The following is a 17,600-nucleotide window of genomic DNA, read 5'->3' as shown; positions in this document are numbered from 1 at the left end:
GATTAGCTCATAAAATAAAACGTTGGCTCATGTTCTTCTATTATAGAAGTCATGATAAATATTGTTTGTTGACGCTTGTTTGTTTAGTTTTCAAAGAACAATTTTGGAGCGAGTGAAGGGAATCGAACCCTCATCATCAGCTTGGAAGGCTGAGGTTTTACCACTAAACTACACCCGCATATATGATTAAAAAATAAACGATGGTCGGGAAGACAGGATTCGAACCTGCGACCCCTTGGTCCCAAACCAAGTGCTCTACCAAGCTGAGCTACTTCCCGTTTCGAGATTGATCAAAATTTAAATGGCGCGCCCGAGAGGAGTCGAACCCCTAACCTTTTGATCCGTAGTCAAACGCTCTATCCAATTGAGCTACGGGCGCATTTGCGAGAAGCAACTTTTATATAATACCATAGGCACTAGTTAAAGTCAAGCACTTTTTTTGGTGCGGCCGAGAGGACTTGAACCTCCACGGGGTTGCCCCCACTAGGCCCTCAACCTAGCGCGTCTGCCATTCCGCCACGACCGCATTATCAAAAGAGGACGTCTTACAAAACGATGGTGCGGGTGAAGGGAGTCGAACCCCCACGCCTCGCGGCGCTAGATCCTAAGTCTAGTGCGTCTGCCAATTCCGCCACACCCGCAAAATATTATTATTTCTATAAAAAAATGGTGAGCCATGAAGGACTCGAACCTTCGACCCTCTGATTAAAAGTCAGATGCTCTACCAACTGAGCTAATGGCTCTTTATATGGCTGGGCTAGCAGGATTCGAACCTACGAATGACGGAGTCAAAGTCCGTTGCCTTACCGCTTGGCTATAGCCCAAAACTATTATAAAAATGGCGGTCCGGACGGGACTCGAACCCGCGACCTCCTGCGTGACAGGCAGGCATTCTAACCAACTGAACTACCGGACCATTTTTTTAAGGTACACACCTTTAAACGAATATAGGATAATGATTGGTGACCCCTACGGGATTCGAACCCGTGTTACCGCCGTGAAAGGGCGGTGTCTTAACCGCTTGACCAAGGGGCCTTTATTTATATGGCGGAGAAGGAGGGATTTGAACCCTCGCGCCGGTTGCCCGACCTACACCCTTAGCAGGGGCGCCTCTTCAGCCACTTGAGTACTTCCCCGAATATGGCTCCGCAGGTAGGATTCGAACCTACGACCGTTCGGTTAACAGCCGAATGCTCTACCACTGAGCTACTGCGGAATACTAACTTATCATTATCTGCTAAGCAGATAATCTAGACAACTTCTGTTGTCGACTCTTCATATTATAATGACCTGAATTCCATATGTCAACAATCAATTTTAACAAAGTAGACAAGGAACTCAATCAGATTTCCTATTTTGCCATGTCTCTACCTGTTTGTCAACTCTTTTACGAATTTTAATTTCCCTCGGCATTTTCCACAAACATATTTCTCGGTATTTATCGACCTTTTCCGGTGATAAACCAACTGACAATTAGTACAGCGATAGATGATCGTTTTTTGCAACCGTTTCTGTTCCTTTCGCTCTGGTAGCATCGAACAAAATCTAGGTGCTTTCACTTTAGTAAGCAATTCACGAAAATCACGGTCACGATGTTGATACCCTTTCCCTTCAATATGTAGGTGGTAATGGCAAAGCTCGTGTTTTATAATTCCTACCAACTCCTCTTCACCAAGTTGATCCAAATATTTTTTATTAATTTCGATGTTGTGACTTTGGAGTAGGTACCGTCCTCCAGTAGTCCTTAATCTTGAATTGAACATAGCGGTATGCTGAAAATGCTTCCCAAATTCATAAAGGGAGATCTTTTCAACTAAATACTGCAGATCCTTATCATCCATAGGAAATCACCTTTCAATATTGTGAACATGACAACCTATTATAGCATATATTAAGATACCATTAACCATCCTGGAGGGATGTTTATGCCTGTTTGGTTTCAGAATCAAATGATGAGGGCTTTCCATCAGAAAGATCGCTATCAAATCAAATTGCTTAACCAATGTTGGTTCTTTTATAGGGAAAAACAAGGTCTATAGAACGTAGATGAATCACATGTTTAAGGTACACCTCAAGCAGCCTCTACACTTTCGATATGTTTATGCAAAAAAAAGGAAGTCTGCCACGAATAGCAGACTTCCTTTTTATTGACCTGGTGGTAACATGGTTAGTGCTACACGTCCCTTTTTCATGTCGACACTGTCAACCCATACATTCACAACATCGCCAACTGACACAACATCTAAAGGATGCTTCACAAACTTTGTGCTAAGTTTTGAGATATGCACGAGTCCATCTTGTTTAACCCCAATATCCACAAAAGCACCGAAATCAACCACATTTCGAACCGTACCCTGCAATTCCATTCCAGGCTTTAGATCCTCTAATTTAAGAACATCCTTTTTAAGCAATGGTGCCGGTAAATCGTCTCGTGGGTCTCTCGCGGGTCTCACTAGAGCGTCGATGATATCCTTCAACGTAAGCTCGCCAATCCCCAATTCCTCAGCTGTTTTCTCTATATCCATTTTTGATAGCTTGTCCTTTAGCTCCGAAGTTCCAAGGTCCGCTGTTTTAAAACCTAAACTAGTAAGCAATTGCTTTACTTCTCCATAACTTTCAGGGTGAATGGCTGTTCGATCGAGTGGTTCCTTGCCATCGATAACCCGGAGGAACCCAATTGCCTGTTCATAAGTTTTCGCTCCGAGGCGAGGAATTTTCTTTAATTGTGTCCTGCTCGTAAACTTTCCTTCTTCTTCCCGCTTCTTTACAATATTATTGGCAACCGTTTTCGATAACCCTGACACATATTGAAGCAGAGATGAAGAGGCTGTATTCACATTAACTCCAACCTGGTTAACTGCAGTTTCAACTACAAAGGTCAATGATTCGGATAACTTCTTTTGACTTACGTCATGTTGATACTGACCAACGCCTACTGACTGAGGATCAATTTTCACCAATTCTGCAAGTGGATCCTGAAGACGTCGTGCAATGGAAACCGCACTTCTTTCTTCAACTTGCAAATCAGGGAATTCCTCACGCGCTAAGTCTGAAGCAGAATACACACTCGCTCCCGCCTCATTTACAATTAGGTAGAATATTTCTCGATCAAATTCTTTGAGGATATCGGAAACGAACTGTTCTGTTTCACGTGATGCTGTACCATTCCCAATCGCCACCATCTCAACTTGGAAATCCTTAAGAATTTGGACAAACTTGCGCTTTGCTTCATCTACTCTTGCGGCAGACAGATGTGGGTAGATGACATCAATCTTCAACACTTTCCCCGTTTCATCCACCAGCGCCAATTTACACCCGGTACGATACGCGGGATCAACTCCAAGAACCATTTTCCCTTTTAACGGAGGTTGAAGCAGGAGCTTCCGAAGATTCTCAGAAAAGATATGAATCGCCTGTTCCTCCGCTTTTTCTGTCAGTTCATTTCTAATTTCTCTTTCAATCGAAGGCTGTATTAATCGTTTATACGCATCACTTATTGCCTCCCCAACTGTAGCAACAGTTAAGGATTTTGGATTTTGAATCCACTTGCGATTTAGATAGTTTATCACTGAATCCGTTTCCATCTTTATCGCGACACGAAGGATTCCTTCCTTCTCACCACGGTTCAAGGCAAGAATACGATGCGGAACTATTTTGCTAATAGGCTCTGCGTATTCATAATACATTTCATAAACGTTCTTTTCGTCTTTCTCTTTGTCTTTTACCTCCGATTCAACATGGCCTCGTTTTGAGGTCTCTGTTCGGATCCATTTACGACTGCTTGCATCATCCGAAATCATTTCAGCAATAATGTCTTGAGCACCAGACACCGCATCTTCAACGGTCGTAACTCCCTTTTCATCCGAAAGGTATTTACCAGCTTCTACTTCCAGACTGCCTTGTACAGGAAAAGTTAATATCCATTCCGCTAGTGGCTCCAAGCCCTTTTCTTTTGCAACAGTGGCTTTCGTCCTACGCTTTTGCTTATACGGACGATATAGGTCCTCCACCTCTTGTAGTTTAACTGATTTTTCAATCCCAGCTTTTAACTCCGTTGTTAATTTGCCCTGCTCTTCAATCAGGCGAATAACTTCCTCTTTACGCTGTTCTAAGTGTTGTATGTATTGCCATCTTTCAATGACATTTCGTATTTGAACTTCGTCTAATGCTCCAGTCTGCTCTTTACGGTAACGGGCGATGAACGGAACAGTGTTGCCCTCATCGATCATAGAAATGACATTTTTAACTTGCTTTGGATTAAGGGATTGCTCATTGGCAATCAACTTTATATATTGCTCTTGTTTATCGATTGTTTCATTCAAAAGTGACCATCCTCCAGTACTAGTATAGGACCTCCTCATTTAGCCCTATTCAACAATAACTACTATATAGTTTACCAAAGTTAAGCTATGATATCTAAATGAAATAGAAAAGTAGACCTCTCGGTTAGTCTATTGCAGGACGAACGCTCTAACTGAGGAAGTGAGATTTTCCCAGGTAAGTTACTCTAACAAACAGAAAAAGAAGCTTACTAATCAAGCAAGCTTCCCAAAATAAACGTCGCATCATCGTTCCCATCAACATGATTTTGTTTTATTTCATCTGCAATTGCTTTGGTTGAACGATATCCCCCTAAGAGGGATTTTGCACCGTGTATTTCAAAGCCATCAGAATAAATGAGGAACTTTGATTCCGGCTCATAAGCAAAGCGCTGTGTATGAAATGCTTGTGGTTTTCCAGAAAGATAGCCTGTAACCGGCAGAGGATACGTGAGTTTTCCTTGAGGAGAATATAGATAAAAACGAATATTTCCAACACCACTATAGACAAACTCTTTTCGATTGAAATAGACTTTCAGGATCGATACAGCCGCACCTCTTTTTTGATATAATACCTGATTGCATCGTGACATAAGGCTATCCAGGTTTTCATGATGATATTCCTCGACCACTGATATAACAGCAGAAGAGGCTTCATGTGCGTATGTCCCACTTCCTAACCCATCTGCCACTACACAGATAAAGTATTCATCCGTTGCTTTATAAAAGTAACTATCTCCACATTCTTTGTTTCCTGCTTTTGTTGTCTGATGGACAAACAACTCGAGTCTATTGCTAAAATTTTCAATCATGTAGGACACTCCGGGTTTTTATTCTCAGTATTTATTGCTTCTTGAAGCTTCTTTATAGCGCGACGTTGTATACGCGAAACATGCATCTGTGAAATACCAAGTTTTTCACCAGCTTCTTTTTGACTCATATTTTCTAGATACGTATATTGTATGACTTGTTTTTCCCGGTCCGATAGAACATGTAGAACCTTTTCAAGCACTAGTCTCTGGTTGATTTTCTCATAGCCAACATCAATATTCCCGACAATATCTAATAGCGTCACAGTCCCTCCATCAGAGTCTGCCTCAATCGAGTGGTCAACAGAAAGCGCCTGATAACTTTTTCCCATTTCCATAGCCTCTAAAACCTCTTCTTCAGAAACCTCTAGGGCTTTTGCGATTTCCTCCACTTTTGGAGATCGTTGCAGCTCGGTTGTTAACCGCTCGACTGTTCCTTTAATTTTAGGTCCAAGCTCTTTAATCCTTCGAGGAACATGAACGTCCCATGTCTTATCTCTTAAAAAGCGTTTGATTTCACCGATAATGGTTGGAACGGCAAAGGCTTCAAAACTTTTTCCAAATGACTCATCATATCTTCGAATTGCCCCGAGAAGACCAATCATCCCTACCTGGAAGATATCTTCGTGAAATGAGCGCCCCTTAGAGTATTTTTTGGCAATAGCTTCTACCAAGGCCTTATACTGGAGGACTAATTCATTTAGGGCATGTTCATCCTCATTTTTTTGATAAGAATGAATTAATTCAGTTGTATTAGAATTTGGGTTTTGATTAGGTTGAGATTGTTTTTGCATCAGTCTCCACCCGCTCTCCTTCTCGGTACTTGGTCATGAAGACCGTTACACCCTCTTTATGATGAATTCTCACTTCATCCATCAAAGTTTCGATTAGGTAGAGCCCCAAGCCTCCTTCTCGGAGGAATTCAACAGATTCATTTTGATCATAGGGACCAATACTTTTGCGAGCAGAATGAAAATCAAAGCTTTGACCACTATCTGCTACCATGACCTCAAGACGATCCTTATAAAGACCAAAGCCAATCACAACTTCGCCTTTTTCACTTTTTTTATAAGCATGTTGTACCGCGTTTGTACAAGCTTCACTTGTTGCAATCTTCAAATCCTCTATTTCATCATAGGAAAAACCCATACGACTAGCGATACCAGATAAGGTCAGCCTGATGACACCCACAAATTCCGGTTTTGCAGGGATTTTCATTTCGACATAGTCATAAGGCCTATTCATTTTACTTCACCCTCTATTTGACTGTTCACATCAATAATATCGGAAAGTCCTGTTATCTCAAAAAGTCTTTGTAGACGCCCAGAAAGTCCATTAATTTTAAATTGTCCATTATTGGCTTTAACGTTTTTAAACACGCCAACAAATACTCCAAGTCCCGTACTATCCATATAAGAAACACCAGATAAGTTTATTTCCATGTTGACTCCGTTCTTTTCTGAGAGCGGAAATAAGCGTTCACGTAACTGGGGAGCAGTATATGCGTCAATCTCCCCTTCAACAGATATCTCCAGTAAAATATCGGTCTCTTTAATATTTATAGATAAATTCATATTAGACCCACCTTTTTACATTCATGCTGTTAATCATTTACCCTTTGGTAATAGGCGTTAAACCTTCCTTTTTAGGATGATTAGAGTAAAATCATCCCTCAGTTGAAAGTGCTGAAGCTTTTCTAAGTCTTTAAAGACCTTATTTACAATGTCTTGAGCACTTAAATGAATGTATTTGTAAATATAGTCAATTAATATTTCTCTCTCAATAAAACCATCATCCGTTCTGCATTCTGTGACACCATCAGATAAAAGAATGATCATATCTCCAGGGTGAACCTCTTTATGATAATTACTATATTTGGTTCTCTTTTCAACCCCCAGAAGAAGACCTTTTGCGCTCAGTTCAGTGAATTCCTTCTTTGCTGCATCATAGTAAAAACCTGGCTCATGTCCTGCGGATGCATATGATAATAGATTGTTTTCTGGATTAAACATCCCGTAAAACATCGTAATAAACATACTTGGATCAACATTTTGTTCCACAATTCGATTAAGATTTTCTAAGATACTGCCTGGTCCCATTCTGTTCTCAGGCAAACTATCCATCGCATATTTTATCATTGACATACATAACGCAGCAGGAATTCCCTTCCCAATGACATCTGCAATTGCCACACTTATACAGTTATTCTCATCCTGAACAAAATGAAAGTAGTCTCCATTCATATGTTTTGCCGGAACACTAATTGCCCCGATATCGAGCCCATCCACTTCTGGAATCTTTGTGCCAAGCAGTGTCTGTTGGACATTGGCGGCGATTTCCATCTCTGATCTTAGTTCCTCTTGTTTATGGCGGAGACTTTGGTGTTCGCGATAAGCTAAACCATAACCAATCATCACTTCAAGGAGGATATCAAATGAATACAATACATTCTCTGGGAGATCAGGCTGCATCTGCATTAATAAACTTTTGTGGAGGCTGACAATTTCTTCAGGGGAGATTTTATGCTCAATCGATTTCCGACTAAACTTTTGACCTGCATAGAGGGCCTGCTCCGACTGATCTTTAATATAGTTCTCAAGAAGTTCTCGATACTTTGGTTCCATTACATCCCGAAAATCCATGAAACCCCCTCCTAACGAAGCCACTTGGTTGCCTTTATCTTTGTTCCATCTCCAGGAATGGATTCAATTTCGAATTGGTCCATCAATCGTTTGACTCCAGGCAATCCTGCTCCTAGCCCACCTGATGTCGAGTAACCATCTTCCATAACTTGGCGTATATCACTAATTCCAGGACCACTATCAATCGCACTGATTTTGACACCAGGTTTTCCACCATCAAATAACTTATCAATGCAGATTTGTCCTTTCCCTGCGTATAAATAGATATTTCTTGCTAATTCACTAATTGCGGTTGTAATTCTTGCTTGGTCAACAGTTCCAAATCCAAGCTCTTTCGCAACATTGCGGCCAAGCTGCCTAGCAGCCACAATGTCCCATTCATTAATGATCGTTACACAGGATTGGATACTCATTCATTACTCCCCCAATTCCTGTTGTAATTTCTCCAACCCTTTTTCTAAATCAATAGCCGTTAGGACATTATTAAGCCCAATCCCCAGTTCAATTAAAGTGATGGCAACTGCAGGCTGAATCCCTGTAATGACTACTTTGGCTCCCATTAGGTTGGACATATCAATTACATCACCTAGTACCTTTGCAATAAAGGAATCAATAAAATCAATTGAGGTTAGGTCAATCACAACCCCGCTAACACTTGTTTCGTGGATTTTTTGGAGAAGATCTTCTTGAAATTGAAGGGCGGTTTGATCATCTAATTCCCACTGAATCGATACCAAGAGACAGTTGTACAATTTTAGAATGGGTATTCTCACTTTAGACCCTCCATGTTAACAATTTTTCGGTTTGTTATTTCTAGTGCTGCTTCTATCCCTTTTTGGAGAGAATTTTTTGTTGTAAACTGCGTTAAATCAATGCCTAGACTTACAATTGTTTGGGCAATTTCCGGACGAATTCCACAGAGCATACATTTTGCTCCAACTAGTCTCACAGCTTCTGCTGCTTGAATGATGTGGTGGGCAACCATTGTATCTACTACAGGTACACCTGTTATATCAATTAAAACAACCTCAGAGCGATGCTTTACTGCTCCTTTTAATAGGTTCTCCATAATTTGTTTAGCTCGTTCTGTATCAATCGTGCCTACTAAGGGCATAACCGTAATTCTCTCAAACACTGGAATAAGCGGCGCGGATAGTTCCTGAAGAGCAATCTTCTGCAAGGAAACGGTCTTTTCCCATGTAGTCGCATAGATCCCAATGATTTCGATATTCATAGACGTCATCCATTCATCAAATTCACGGAACAGACTCCTTTGATTTTCAATCGTCATCACGCCACTTTGTTCCATTCTTTTAAATACGATTACTCCAAATGTATGCAGCCCACTTGACACAAATGTTAATGGCCAGCCAAGGCGAACAACTTTCTCAGCAAACTCCTTTAATCTTGTATGATAATCACCTTTATCGCCTTTTAAATTTGTAATAATTAAGTCGGCAAATTCACGGCTTGTACTGTTAAAAACTTGGTCGGACACAACTCTAACGACCCTGTCATCATTTTCATCTTTGGTGGTTCTTATCCATTCTTCGAGAATATCTATTTTATGGGCCTCAATAAATGTAAAAATCAACTTATTCATTTCTCATCCCCCCACAGATGCTTACAAGTTTTTCATTTACCCGATTTTCTATGATCTAAAACATTTAAATTAATATACAATTGAAAATTGTCACTATTATATACCAATCTATAGGTATCAGGATGGAACGTCAAATACTTTTTCTTTTATAACTATGCCTTCAAACCTATCCTGTAAAAATAACCAAATAAAAAAACGCCCTTATTCAGAGCGTTTTTAATAGAATATATTAGAATTCGATAAGGCCTAAACTTACCTGAAGTGCTTCATCCACTTTCTCCATCATTTCATCATCGAGATGGGTAATCTTATCGGTTAAGCGTTGTTTGTCAATTGTACGGATTTGTTCTAATAGTAGGACCGAATCACGTTCAAAGCCGTAACGTTTCGCATCAATTTCAACATGCGTCGGCAGCTTCGCTTTTTGGATTTGAGCGGTTATGGCTGCAACTATTACTGTGGGACTAAACCGATTCCCGATGTCGTTTTGAATGACAAGTACCGGGCGGACGCCGCCTTGCTCTGAACCAACAACTGGGGATAGGTCCGCAAAATATACGTCACCACGTTTCACAATCAACGGATTATCCTCCGCTTACTAAACGTTCGACAGTGTGTTCTGCCTCGTACTCTGCCTGGAATGCTTCAGAGGCAATCGTCAGGTTGATCTTGGCCATTTCCATATATCCACGTCTCATGGATTCACGAATTTGTCTCTTTTTCCTGTCGCGCAGGTACATCTTTGTTGCTTGATAAATGAATTCACTTCGGTTTACGTTTTCCTGTTTAGCAAAGCCATCTAATTCCATTAATAGGTTTTGCGGTAACCTTACCAGGATTTCAGTTGTTGCGCTGGATTCAGACACAAACATACACCTCCACCATCATCACTACATACCGTTTCACGTTTTTTTATTTTTCTTTACCATTTTTAATCTTAACATTAATTTAGCCAGATGCAAAGATGCATTGGCAATTCTATTGTATTATCCGCCAAGAAAATAATATTTTATGCACAGATTCCTTGATTTGTTATTTTTAGGAAATCTCTACATAGGGATACAGGCCATTATGCACCATAGTGCATGCCATGGAATTTAGACAGCTTTTGTTCAAGTGGAACCCGCAAAGAGTCTTGTGCCTTTCGCTCCGCTCCACTCTTGTATAGAACGAATATGGTCTTTTAACCTAGGGTTTTAGGAAGCAAAGGGTTTTTCATATCGATAATTTGCCCATCTCTTTTATATATCCGTGGAACTCTTGAAGCAATCAGGCATGGTACCTCATAATTAATTGTCTCTAATGTATCGGCAATCTCATCGATTGGAATAATCGATCCCTGCTGTTCCCCTATTAAGGTTATCACAGTCCCTACAGGTACTTCGTAAGGAAGTTTAACCATCAATTGATCCATACAGATTCGACCGACAATGGGCGATCTGACCCCGTTAACCAGTACTTCTTGCCCTTGTAATTTTCGAATCCACCCATCGGCATAACCAATCGGAATGGTCCCTATCCACTCTTCTTCAGCGGTTTCATAGGTTCCACCATAACTAATTTTTTCACCTTTATTTACTCTTTTCACTTGAGTAAGCTTGGAATGTAGCGAAAATGCTTCTTTTAACTGAAAAGGCAACTCAGGTTTTATTTCTTGTGAAGGCGAAAGTCCATACATAATGATGCCTAGTCTGACAGCGTTAAAGTGCGCTTCTCCATAGCGAAGCGCAGCAGCACTATTGCTACTGTGAATACATGCCGGTCTCGTGTGAAGACTAGCAACCATCTCCTTAAACCGCCCTAGTTGTTCATGAAAGTAGGAATCTGTTAATTCATCGGCTGTTGCAAAGTGAGTGAAGATGCCATCAAACAACAATCGTGAATCTGAGGCAATACTCTTTTCAACCATTGATAACTCTTCAATACTTCTAACTCCTATACGACCCATTCCTGTATCCACCTTAACATGTAGGGAAAGGGTTGCATTTGAATCAAGATATTCTTTAGCCTGTTCAAGCCATTCAGGTTCAAAAACAGTTAATGTGATATTTTCAGCGGAAGCGATGTTTACATCCTCCGGCCGACTTGCTCCCAGTACGAGAATTGGAGCAGTAATTCCTTTGCCTCTAAGAGAGAGTGCTTCATCCATAAAAGCTACAGCGAGCATCGTAGCTCCTGCCTCTAGAGCAGCTTGGGCTACCTGGTAATCTCCATGTCCGTAAGCATTTGCTTTAACCACTCCGATTATTGCTACCTCTTCAGGGAGCCTTTTTCTAACTTCAGAAACATTTGCTACGATACAATCGAGATTTACCTCTACCCAAGTATCTCGGTAAAAAAAAGCTTGTTCAATCACGAAAATACACTTCCTTATTATTCGTCCGATTGCTTATCTGTAATATTATCGAACCAGGAAGTAGGAATGTCAAATGCATACTCCAACATTTTGTCCAAAGAGAAAAATTTTTAGCAGTGTTTCACGTAAACAATGTAGCTATTATCATTTATTCTCTAACTGCCTCAATTGATTCTTACTTTATCATCAAAAAAACAGGCCCATTATATGAGCCTGTTATTAGTAGATTATTTAATCACATCACCTTGAACGGACTTTGCTACCATGACCATTTCCTCTGGAGTCAAATCAGAAGATGCTAGCATATACTCCACACCTAGGTGAGTCCAGCGAATTGTGTTGTCTGACTGCGCCCCGATTGTAAACCCTAGATCAACCGGATTTCCATCCATTGAAACTGGATTTGCACCGTCACTCATCACTCCTGCTTTTTCTTGAACGAGTGTATAGGATTTTTCACCATCAAAGGTTAGAACAACCCGCTTTCCATTTTCAGTATTCATTTCTCGCTCATCAGACAACTTCACGCCTGGAATTTCCGCTAAAGGATACTTTACTGTGAACTGATTATCTTCCCCGTCAGCCATAACAGGAACTTCTAATTGGGAAGCGGTCATATTTTTCTTCATATCAAAAGCATCATCATCAAAACTTGCATCGAATTCAACATCGGAGAATTCAACTGTAACAAGGGCATTTCTGTCCGTATCCATGACTTTCACACTTGCTGGGGTCAAATCTTTCTTATTCAATTTAATTTCTTGGATTGGCAGCATCTGATTGTTTTGATAACGGGTTTTCGTTTCAAAGACATAATGTTTTTCTGTTTCCGTATACTTTGCTTCTTTATCCTCAAGAATGTCATTTACTAAGGATTCATATAAATAAGCTTGACTGCTATTTTGCGGCCAACTACTTTGGAAGCGGAAACTCTTATTTAACGCTGGAGTTAAGACAAATACTCCCTCATCATTTCGTAGGATCATCTGACTTTGATCTTTTTCAGCATTTTTTAGGTTTACCCGATAATAGGATGGGTCTTTATGCCAAATTTCAACTTCATACACTTGTGGATCTGTCCCCATTTGGAGGGTCATCTTTGCATTCGCCTTGTAGCTCTTCAACTCTGATAAATTCTTATCAAGGTCCTTAACCACTGTTTCCTGTGATTTAGCACCACATGCAGCTAAAACGAATAAAACCATCACTCCAGCGAGAAACAGCCAAAACTTTTTCTTCATTCCTTCAACCCCTTTTTAGTCTGATTTCAACGTGGAAAGGGAAAGAAAAGACAGTCTACAGCCATATTCCCGCCGCTAAGGTCTTTCTCCCCTGTTGCACTATGAATATATGAGACAACCTTAGGGTTTATGACCAAGCTTTCTGAAAGCCTGTATTATTTTTTAGGCTCTTTTCTAAAACTTTATTGCATTTTTTAGAGCAATGTCCGCTGATCTGAGGTCTTTCTGAGCTACAAAAGAAATAGCGTGTGCAAACGAATTAAAAATCCAATAATCAGCCGTTCTTACATAAAATAGATAATAGTTTTTTTCAACCCACTTATCTAAAATTTTCAATGATTACCTGAGCAGCAGCGTACTCACGGGTATGGGTGATGGAAAGGTGAACTCCATCGACAAATGGTTTAACCACGAAAGGCTTGCCGTGCTTATCTGATTGAATTTCAATATCTAAAAACGATAATTCCTTGCCAATCCCTGTACCATTCGCTTTCGAAAAAGCCTCTTTGGCTGCAAACCGACCGGCAAGGTACTCAATCTTCCTTCTATGTTTTAGTCCTAAAAAAATCTCCTTCTCATGCTGCGTTAAAATCCGCTCTGGAAATCGCTTCTGTTTTTCTAGTAATGCTTCAATCCGGCTTAGTTCAACAACATCCAGACCAATTCCTGCAATCATAACTTCAGCCACCTTCTAATAAATTGATAAAGTCACTAGCCTGTACATGTGAGCTAGCCACTCTAAAGTAGACAATAAACCAACATGCAACTTATACTTCTTCTATAGGTAATTATAAAAACAAACGTCCAAGGTTTCCCATAAGATAAGAATTTATAGGAGGTATTTTATGTTCGTCCGAACCGAGAGCTTTCGAGAGTTTATTCGTTTCTATCCCCTCATCACTTTGATTCTCATCATTCATCTGCTTGTACACCTAGCAACAACGCTGCCACTTTTACCAAGCAGAGAGATTTTCACTTTATTAGCTGGAGTTAATTTATACATCATAGAAGGGGAATTCTGGAGAATCCTCACTCCTATCTTTGTCCATTCCGGCTTTGCACATCTACTTTTCAACAGTTTTTCCTTGGTTCTTTTCGGACCTGCTTTAGAGAGAATCCTAGGTAAAGCTAAATTTCTATTGGTCTATTTATTGACAGGAATTGCCGCCAATGTAGCAACCCTTTTACTGGAACCACCGACATATACCCATGTAGGGTCTAGTGGCGCTATTTTTGGTTTATTTGGTTTTTACCTTGCAATCAGTATGTTTAGAAAAGATTTACTTTCAAAAGAAAACTCGCAAATTATTATCACCATTGCAGTTATTGGGGTCATCATGACATTTTTCCAATCAAACATCAATATTACCGCACACATTTTCGGGTTAATTGCTGGCTTCTTTACAGGACGGGTGCTCTTACTTAAACAGTAAGTGAAATTCGGAAGCTCTTATCTGTATCTGAAACTAGCTAAGGACCCTTATAAAAAGCGCCGAGAACGGCGCTTTTTTTTGAATCTATTTTTAATGATGAGCATCTCGAGAATACCATTGATAAATGTTTATCACATCTTTGTCTTCTAGGTCTTTCACTCGTCCGCCCGAACCACTATGTCCGGATTTCACCACAGCCTCAATGGTAGCAAGCCGCTTTTTATTTTGATAAAAACTTTTCCGAGCTGTCAGGGACTGAATTTTTTCTTTTCTCATAAGGACTGTATTCTTCACAAACGTCCGGTACCTTAAGACTAGAAAATCTTTATCTATCGCCCATCCTGCATCTTTATACTTTAAAGCTGACCAGATGAGTGATGCTAGGATAAATAACAAAGAAACATAGCCCCAAGGTTTAAAAAAGTAACTAATAACTACGGCTACAGGGATGACAATCACAACACCCCTTCCTAGGTAACGAGTAAGAGCACGAGGCGGGAGTGTATGGAAATTAGATTTAAACGGATATTCCTCTAAAAAGGGCTCAAGAGTTTTCGCGATATCCTGTTTTTTTATAAGGGGGAGCACCAGTACTTTCGAACCTTCTTCATTTAACGCTGAACCACCCGCACTTTCTATATATACTGATCCCCTACCAAAGGGTTGCCTCAGCACATTCTCACTTATACGGATAGCCTGAATTCGTTTCAACGGAATGGTCATTTGTCGCTTTTCTAATAACCCTCTTGTAATGATAAGATCTTGGTCCACTTTTTTTAACGTGAAGTTTGCATATTTAACCATCGTTCCAAGAACAGAAATCACCCACGCCAGCAAGAATCCAAGAAAAACGACAATGCTTACGAAAATGACTCCATTTGCGATGAAATGTTCTACTTCTTTATAGACCTTTTCATAAGGGATGATCTCCTCAAATTGAAAAAAGAAAGCAACGATTGCCGAGATCACTACGCCAACACCACCGGAAGTTGAAGCAAGCAGCAGTAAGTCACCAAAGGAGAGTCGATAAATAATCGATTCCTGAATCGGAACGGCTTCCTCTTCGAATTCATCTCTTCGCTTGGAATTCTTTACTGATACTAAGAAATCATGGATTTGACTTGCTTCTTCTTTCCTTATTGCTGTTAAAACTGCTTCTGCATTCTCTGTTTTTGACCCCCCCGCAGTTTCCACCTTCACTTTCACAAGACCAAAAGGCCGCTGTAGAATTCCTTCTGTTATGTCTAAGCTCTGAATCCGCTCAAAAGGGATATAGCGTTTTTTACGGACAAAGAGTCCGTGCTCAATCCTTAACTCCCCTTCTTCCACTCGATACGTAAAGCGATACCATGATAAAATCCCTGTCAGGAGGACAAGTACAAGACCCACACCGACGGCAATGAAGTAGAAAACATTTTCATTGCCTCTACTTCCAACGACAGTAAAGAACAGAATGGGGACAATTAATTCTTTTAACTGTCGGAGCATATTTATCATTGCGGCAATCGGATGCAATCTTTTCGGGTCAGACATCTTCATCCGCCACCCTTGCCAACCGCGAGATTGATCGTCGTAACTCTTCTGCTTCGTCCATTTCAAGAGCAGGAATTTCATGAACGGTCGCAGCCGTTGAAATCATCACCGTGGAGAGCTGATATTTCCGCAATAACGGCCCTTGTTGAGTATCAACATGTTGGACCCTTACCATTGGAATAAGCGTTCTTTTCATGATAAAAACACCGCGCTGAATTTCAATTTCCTGCTCTCTTACTTCATATCGCCAACGTTTCCAGCGTAACTTTGGAAAGAAAAAAGTGAATAGATAACTAAAAATTAGAATGAGGATAATCAAGGCTATAATCATCCAGACTGGCCAGTCGAAAAGAACACCTAACGTGACAAGGGCACCCCCTACTATCCAACTAAACAAAGAAGTAATAACGCCAGTAATTCTCCATACCACCAACGCTCGTTTTGAAATTCTTGTTTGCGGCTCAGGAACCATAAACACATTCCTCCTGATTTCCCATTTTGTATGTTTCTATTAGTATACATGTAATCGGGAGAAATGGGGATAAAGAGGAATATCCTTGATGCTAACTGGTCTGCTAGCTTAGGGTTAAGTCCTCAATACATGTCTTGTGGTCTTATCTATCGACGGAATGTGCACGTACCTACTTCCCCTTACTGTAACTATACACCCGCTTCCATTTCACCCGCTTATCCGAAAACTAGCTTGATCGATCATGTCGATTTCTGGCCTTTTTTTTAGATCTTCAGCAAGTTTGAACAAGGCCTCATCCTTTCGTTTTGCCTCAATCATACAGTGAATTTCGGGGACAGTCCCCTGTACCTTCTGTAAAAAGGTCATAAACATGTCAGGATCGATATGGTCGGCATGAGCACGGAAATCCTTCTCAGATCTTGGGCTAGAGATATGCATTTTGATTGGAAGCTCCGAGTGGTTCCACGTTCCAACCACACGCTCCCAATTCTTTTCCCAATCTTCTTCATTCTCAAAATTAGCAAGATGATGATGGTAATCAAACACAAGAGGAATACCCAACTTCTCACATAGATACAACGTATCATGAATGGTAAAAGTAGTATCGTCATTCTCTAACATAATCAAATCTTGAAGATGGTGAGGGAGAAGTCCCCAGTTGTGGATGAATTGTTCTAGCGCTTTCTCCTTATCATCATACGCACCACCCACATGGAGAACACAGCGATGCTGCGGATTGATCTCCATTCCCTTTAAAAGGGCTTCATGCATGGCAAGTGTTTTAATTGAATTATTTAATGTATCCTTACTTGTTGTATTTAAAAGAACAAAATGATCTGGATGAAAATCAATTCTCATGGAATTTGTATTTATATACTCCGCTAAGTTCTTTAATGGCTCTTTTAAAGCTTTCATATACTTCCAGTCCGTTAGTTCTGGGTGATTGGCAAGCGGAACTAATTGCGAACTTAACCGAAAGAATGAAATATCATTTGCAGTATTATGCTTCAATAAACGTAAACAGTTTTCTAAGTTGGATATTGCAATTCGTTCTAGTTTCCGTATGGCAGCTTCACGATCACTTATGCTTTGAAACTGTTTAAAAGTCATGGTTTGTGAGGGTGAACAATTTTGAAGCTCAACACTCATTGCTACATACCCAAGTCTCACGATTGTCATGATAATTTTCACC

Annotated in this window: 20 protein-coding genes and 11 tRNA genes; 2 read left to right on the top strand and 29 right to left on the bottom strand. The window is 40.4% G+C overall.

Translation table 11 applies throughout. The annotated features are described in order from the left end of the window. Positions 1-104: 104 nt before the first annotated feature. The 12 genes from H0185_RS22815 to H0185_RS22760 all read right to left on the bottom strand — a co-directional run bounded on the left by H0185_RS22815 (position 105) and on the right by H0185_RS22760 (position 1,841). Positions 105-178, bottom strand: a tRNA-Gly gene (locus H0185_RS22815). A 23-nt stretch (positions 179-201) separates the two neighbouring features. Further along, positions 202-278 (bottom strand) — tRNA-Pro (locus tag H0185_RS22810). Positions 279-302: 24 nt separating this feature from the next. Further along, a tRNA-Arg gene (locus H0185_RS22805) sits at positions 303-379 on the bottom strand. 61 nt (positions 380-440) lie between these two features. Beyond that, positions 441-526 (bottom strand) — tRNA-Leu (locus H0185_RS22800). Between the two features lie 30 nt (positions 527-556). Then, positions 557-641: transfer RNA gene (locus H0185_RS22795), tRNA-Leu, on the bottom strand. Between the two features lie 26 nt (positions 642-667). Beyond that, positions 668-743 (bottom strand) — tRNA-Lys (locus H0185_RS22790). A gap of 6 nt (positions 744-749) precedes the next feature. Then, positions 750-824 (bottom strand) — tRNA-Gln (locus H0185_RS22785). Between the two features lie 15 nt (positions 825-839). Then, positions 840-916, bottom strand: a tRNA-Asp gene (locus H0185_RS22780). 44 nt (positions 917-960) lie between these two features. Further along, a tRNA-Glu gene (locus H0185_RS22775) sits at positions 961-1,035 on the bottom strand. Positions 1,036-1,045: 10 nt separating this feature from the next. Continuing rightward, a tRNA-Ser gene (locus H0185_RS22770) sits at positions 1,046-1,136 on the bottom strand. 5 nt (positions 1,137-1,141) lie between these two features. Further along, positions 1,142-1,216: transfer RNA gene (locus tag H0185_RS22765), tRNA-Asn, on the bottom strand. A gap of 151 nt (positions 1,217-1,367) precedes the next feature. Next, complete coding sequence (locus tag H0185_RS22760) at positions 1,368-1,841, bottom strand: SprT family protein (protein WP_221875792.1); 474 nt, start codon at positions 1,839-1,841, stop codon at positions 1,368-1,370. A gap of 84 nt (positions 1,842-1,925) precedes the next feature. Here H0185_RS22760 and cmpA point away from each other — a divergent pair, with 84 nt between their 5' ends. Further along, positions 1,926-2,039, top strand: a complete 114-nt coding sequence (gene cmpA / locus H0185_RS22755; protein WP_221875790.1) for a cortex morphogenetic protein CmpA — start codon at positions 1,926-1,928, stop codon at positions 2,037-2,039. 105 nt (positions 2,040-2,144) lie between these two features. On the opposite strand, the gene H0185_RS22750 is transcribed toward cmpA, so the two are convergent. The 14 genes from H0185_RS22750 to acpS all read right to left on the bottom strand — a co-directional run bounded on the left by H0185_RS22750 (position 2,145) and on the right by acpS (position 13,646). Further along, on the bottom strand, positions 2,145-4,322 hold the full coding sequence (locus H0185_RS22750) for a Tex family protein (RefSeq protein WP_246629383.1): 2,178 nt from the start codon (positions 4,320-4,322) through the stop codon (positions 2,145-2,147). A gap of 209 nt (positions 4,323-4,531) precedes the next feature. Continuing rightward, on the bottom strand, positions 4,532-5,131 hold the full coding sequence (locus H0185_RS22745) for a PP2C family serine/threonine-protein phosphatase (protein WP_221875787.1): 600 nt from the start codon (positions 5,129-5,131) through the stop codon (positions 4,532-4,534). Beyond that, positions 5,128-5,922: an RNA polymerase sigma factor SigB gene (gene sigB, locus H0185_RS22740; protein ID WP_221875786.1), complete on the bottom strand. Its 795-nt coding sequence runs from the start codon at positions 5,920-5,922 to the stop codon at positions 5,128-5,130. The genes H0185_RS22745 and sigB overlap by 4 nt, the downstream gene beginning before the upstream one ends. Then, positions 5,900-6,373 (bottom strand): anti-sigma B factor RsbW, encoded by a 474-nt coding sequence (gene rsbW / locus H0185_RS22735; RefSeq protein ID WP_221875782.1) that lies wholly within the window; start codon positions 6,371-6,373, stop codon positions 5,900-5,902. The genes sigB and rsbW overlap by 23 nt, the downstream gene beginning before the upstream one ends. Beyond that, complete coding sequence (locus H0185_RS22730; RefSeq protein ID WP_221875781.1) at positions 6,370-6,702, bottom strand: anti-sigma factor antagonist; 333 nt, start codon at positions 6,700-6,702, stop codon at positions 6,370-6,372. The genes rsbW and H0185_RS22730 overlap by 4 nt, the downstream gene beginning before the upstream one ends. A gap of 57 nt (positions 6,703-6,759) precedes the next feature. Next, entirely contained in the window at positions 6,760-7,770 is a 1,011-nt protein-coding gene (locus H0185_RS22725) for a PP2C family protein-serine/threonine phosphatase (RefSeq protein WP_221875780.1), read from the bottom strand. Between the two features lie 11 nt (positions 7,771-7,781). Next, positions 7,782-8,183, bottom strand: coding sequence for an anti-sigma regulatory factor (locus H0185_RS22720; protein ID WP_221875779.1), 402 nt, complete (start codon positions 8,181-8,183; stop codon positions 7,782-7,784). A gap of 3 nt (positions 8,184-8,186) precedes the next feature. Further along, on the bottom strand, positions 8,187-8,543 hold the full coding sequence (locus H0185_RS22715) for an STAS domain-containing protein (protein WP_221875777.1): 357 nt from the start codon (positions 8,541-8,543) through the stop codon (positions 8,187-8,189). Beyond that, positions 8,540-9,373, bottom strand: a complete 834-nt coding sequence (locus tag H0185_RS22710) for an RsbT co-antagonist protein RsbRA (protein WP_221875776.1) — start codon at positions 9,371-9,373, stop codon at positions 8,540-8,542. Before H0185_RS22710 ends, H0185_RS22715 begins: the two co-directional genes overlap by 4 nt. A gap of 229 nt (positions 9,374-9,602) precedes the next feature. Continuing rightward, a complete protein-coding gene (ndoA, locus tag H0185_RS22705) occupies positions 9,603-9,953 on the bottom strand; it encodes a type II toxin-antitoxin system endoribonuclease NdoA (protein ID WP_221875775.1) in 351 nt (116 codons plus the stop codon). A gap of 4 nt (positions 9,954-9,957) precedes the next feature. Then, complete coding sequence (locus tag H0185_RS22700) at positions 9,958-10,239, bottom strand: CopG family ribbon-helix-helix protein (protein ID WP_221875774.1); 282 nt, start codon at positions 10,237-10,239, stop codon at positions 9,958-9,960. A 317-nt stretch (positions 10,240-10,556) separates the two neighbouring features. Continuing rightward, positions 10,557-11,729, bottom strand: coding sequence for an alanine racemase (alr, locus tag H0185_RS22695; protein ID WP_221875773.1), 1,173 nt, complete (start codon positions 11,727-11,729; stop codon positions 10,557-10,559). 227 nt (positions 11,730-11,956) lie between these two features. Further along, entirely contained in the window at positions 11,957-12,970 is a 1,014-nt protein-coding gene (locus H0185_RS22690) for a LolA family protein (protein WP_221875772.1), read from the bottom strand. Positions 12,971-13,289: 319 nt separating this feature from the next. After that, complete coding sequence (gene acpS, locus H0185_RS22685) at positions 13,290-13,646, bottom strand: holo-ACP synthase (protein ID WP_221875771.1); 357 nt, start codon at positions 13,644-13,646, stop codon at positions 13,290-13,292. Between the two features lie 169 nt (positions 13,647-13,815). Between acpS and H0185_RS22680 the strand changes: the two genes are divergently transcribed. Further along, positions 13,816-14,403 carry a rhomboid family intramembrane serine protease gene (locus tag H0185_RS22680; RefSeq protein WP_221875770.1) on the top strand — a complete coding sequence of 196 codons (588 nt, stop codon included), beginning with the start codon at positions 13,816-13,818 and terminating at the stop codon, positions 14,401-14,403. Positions 14,404-14,493: 90 nt separating this feature from the next. On the opposite strand, the gene H0185_RS22675 is transcribed toward H0185_RS22680, so the two are convergent. The 3 genes from H0185_RS22675 to uvsE form a co-directional block, all read right to left on the bottom strand. After that, a complete protein-coding gene (locus H0185_RS22675) occupies positions 14,494-15,936 on the bottom strand; it encodes a PH domain-containing protein (protein WP_221875769.1) in 1,443 nt (480 codons plus the stop codon). Next, positions 15,929-16,408, bottom strand: a complete 480-nt coding sequence (locus tag H0185_RS22670; RefSeq protein WP_221875768.1) for a PH domain-containing protein — start codon at positions 16,406-16,408, stop codon at positions 15,929-15,931. Before H0185_RS22670 ends, H0185_RS22675 begins: the two co-directional genes overlap by 8 nt. A 207-nt stretch (positions 16,409-16,615) precedes the next feature. After that, positions 16,616-17,587 (bottom strand): UV DNA damage repair endonuclease UvsE, encoded by a 972-nt coding sequence (uvsE, locus tag H0185_RS22665; RefSeq protein WP_221875767.1) that lies wholly within the window; start codon positions 17,585-17,587, stop codon positions 16,616-16,618. Positions 17,588-17,600 lie beyond the last annotated feature (13 nt).

The organism is Mesobacillus maritimus (genome assembly GCF_019749255.1).
In the GTDB taxonomy this organism is placed as follows: Bacteria; Bacillota; Bacilli; order Bacillales; family Cytobacillaceae; genus Mesobacillus_B; species Mesobacillus_B maritimus_A.
The sequence above is the reverse complement of the archived record's forward strand: the minus strand, read 5'-3'. Positions and strand labels throughout refer to the sequence as shown.

Bases quoted from the DNA above. Each gene is read 5' to 3' on its own strand.
- rsbW (WP_221875782.1), bottom strand. From the start codon at position 6,373: ATGAATAGGCCTTATGACTATGTCGAAATGAAAATCCCTGCAAAACCG.
- cmpA (WP_221875790.1), top strand. From the start codon at position 1,926: ATGCCTGTTTGGTTTCAGAATCAAATGATGAGGGCTTTCCATCAGAAA.
- H0185_RS22720 (WP_221875779.1), bottom strand. From the start codon at position 8,183: ATGAGTATCCAATCCTGTGTAACGATCATTAATGAATGGGACATTGTG.
- H0185_RS22745 (WP_221875787.1), bottom strand. From the start codon at position 5,131: ATGATTGAAAATTTTAGCAATAGACTCGAGTTGTTTGTCCATCAGACA.
- H0185_RS22760 (WP_221875792.1), bottom strand. From the start codon at position 1,841: ATGGATGATAAGGATCTGCAGTATTTAGTTGAAAAGATCTCCCTTTAT.
- H0185_RS22675 (WP_221875769.1), bottom strand. From the start codon at position 15,936: ATGTCTGACCCGAAAAGATTGCATCCGATTGCCGCAATGATAAATATG.
- H0185_RS22690 (WP_221875772.1), bottom strand. From the start codon at position 12,970: ATGAAGAAAAAGTTTTGGCTGTTTCTCGCTGGAGTGATGGTTTTATTC.
- H0185_RS22730 (WP_221875781.1), bottom strand. From the start codon at position 6,702: ATGAATTTATCTATAAATATTAAAGAGACCGATATTTTACTGGAGATA.
- H0185_RS22710 (WP_221875776.1), bottom strand. From the start codon at position 9,373: ATGAATAAGTTGATTTTTACATTTATTGAGGCCCATAAAATAGATATT.
- acpS (WP_221875771.1), bottom strand. From the start codon at position 13,646: ATGATTGCAGGAATTGGTCTGGATGTTGTTGAACTAAGCCGGATTGAA.
- H0185_RS22670 (WP_221875768.1), bottom strand. From the start codon at position 16,408: ATGGTTCCTGAGCCGCAAACAAGAATTTCAAAACGAGCGTTGGTGGTA.
- uvsE (WP_221875767.1), bottom strand. From the start codon at position 17,587: ATGACAATCGTGAGACTTGGGTATGTAGCAATGAGTGTTGAGCTTCAA.
- H0185_RS22680 (WP_221875770.1), top strand. From the start codon at position 13,816: ATGTTCGTCCGAACCGAGAGCTTTCGAGAGTTTATTCGTTTCTATCCC.
- sigB (WP_221875786.1), bottom strand. From the start codon at position 5,922: ATGCAAAAACAATCTCAACCTAATCAAAACCCAAATTCTAATACAACT.
- H0185_RS22725 (WP_221875780.1), bottom strand. From the start codon at position 7,770: ATGGATTTTCGGGATGTAATGGAACCAAAGTATCGAGAACTTCTTGAG.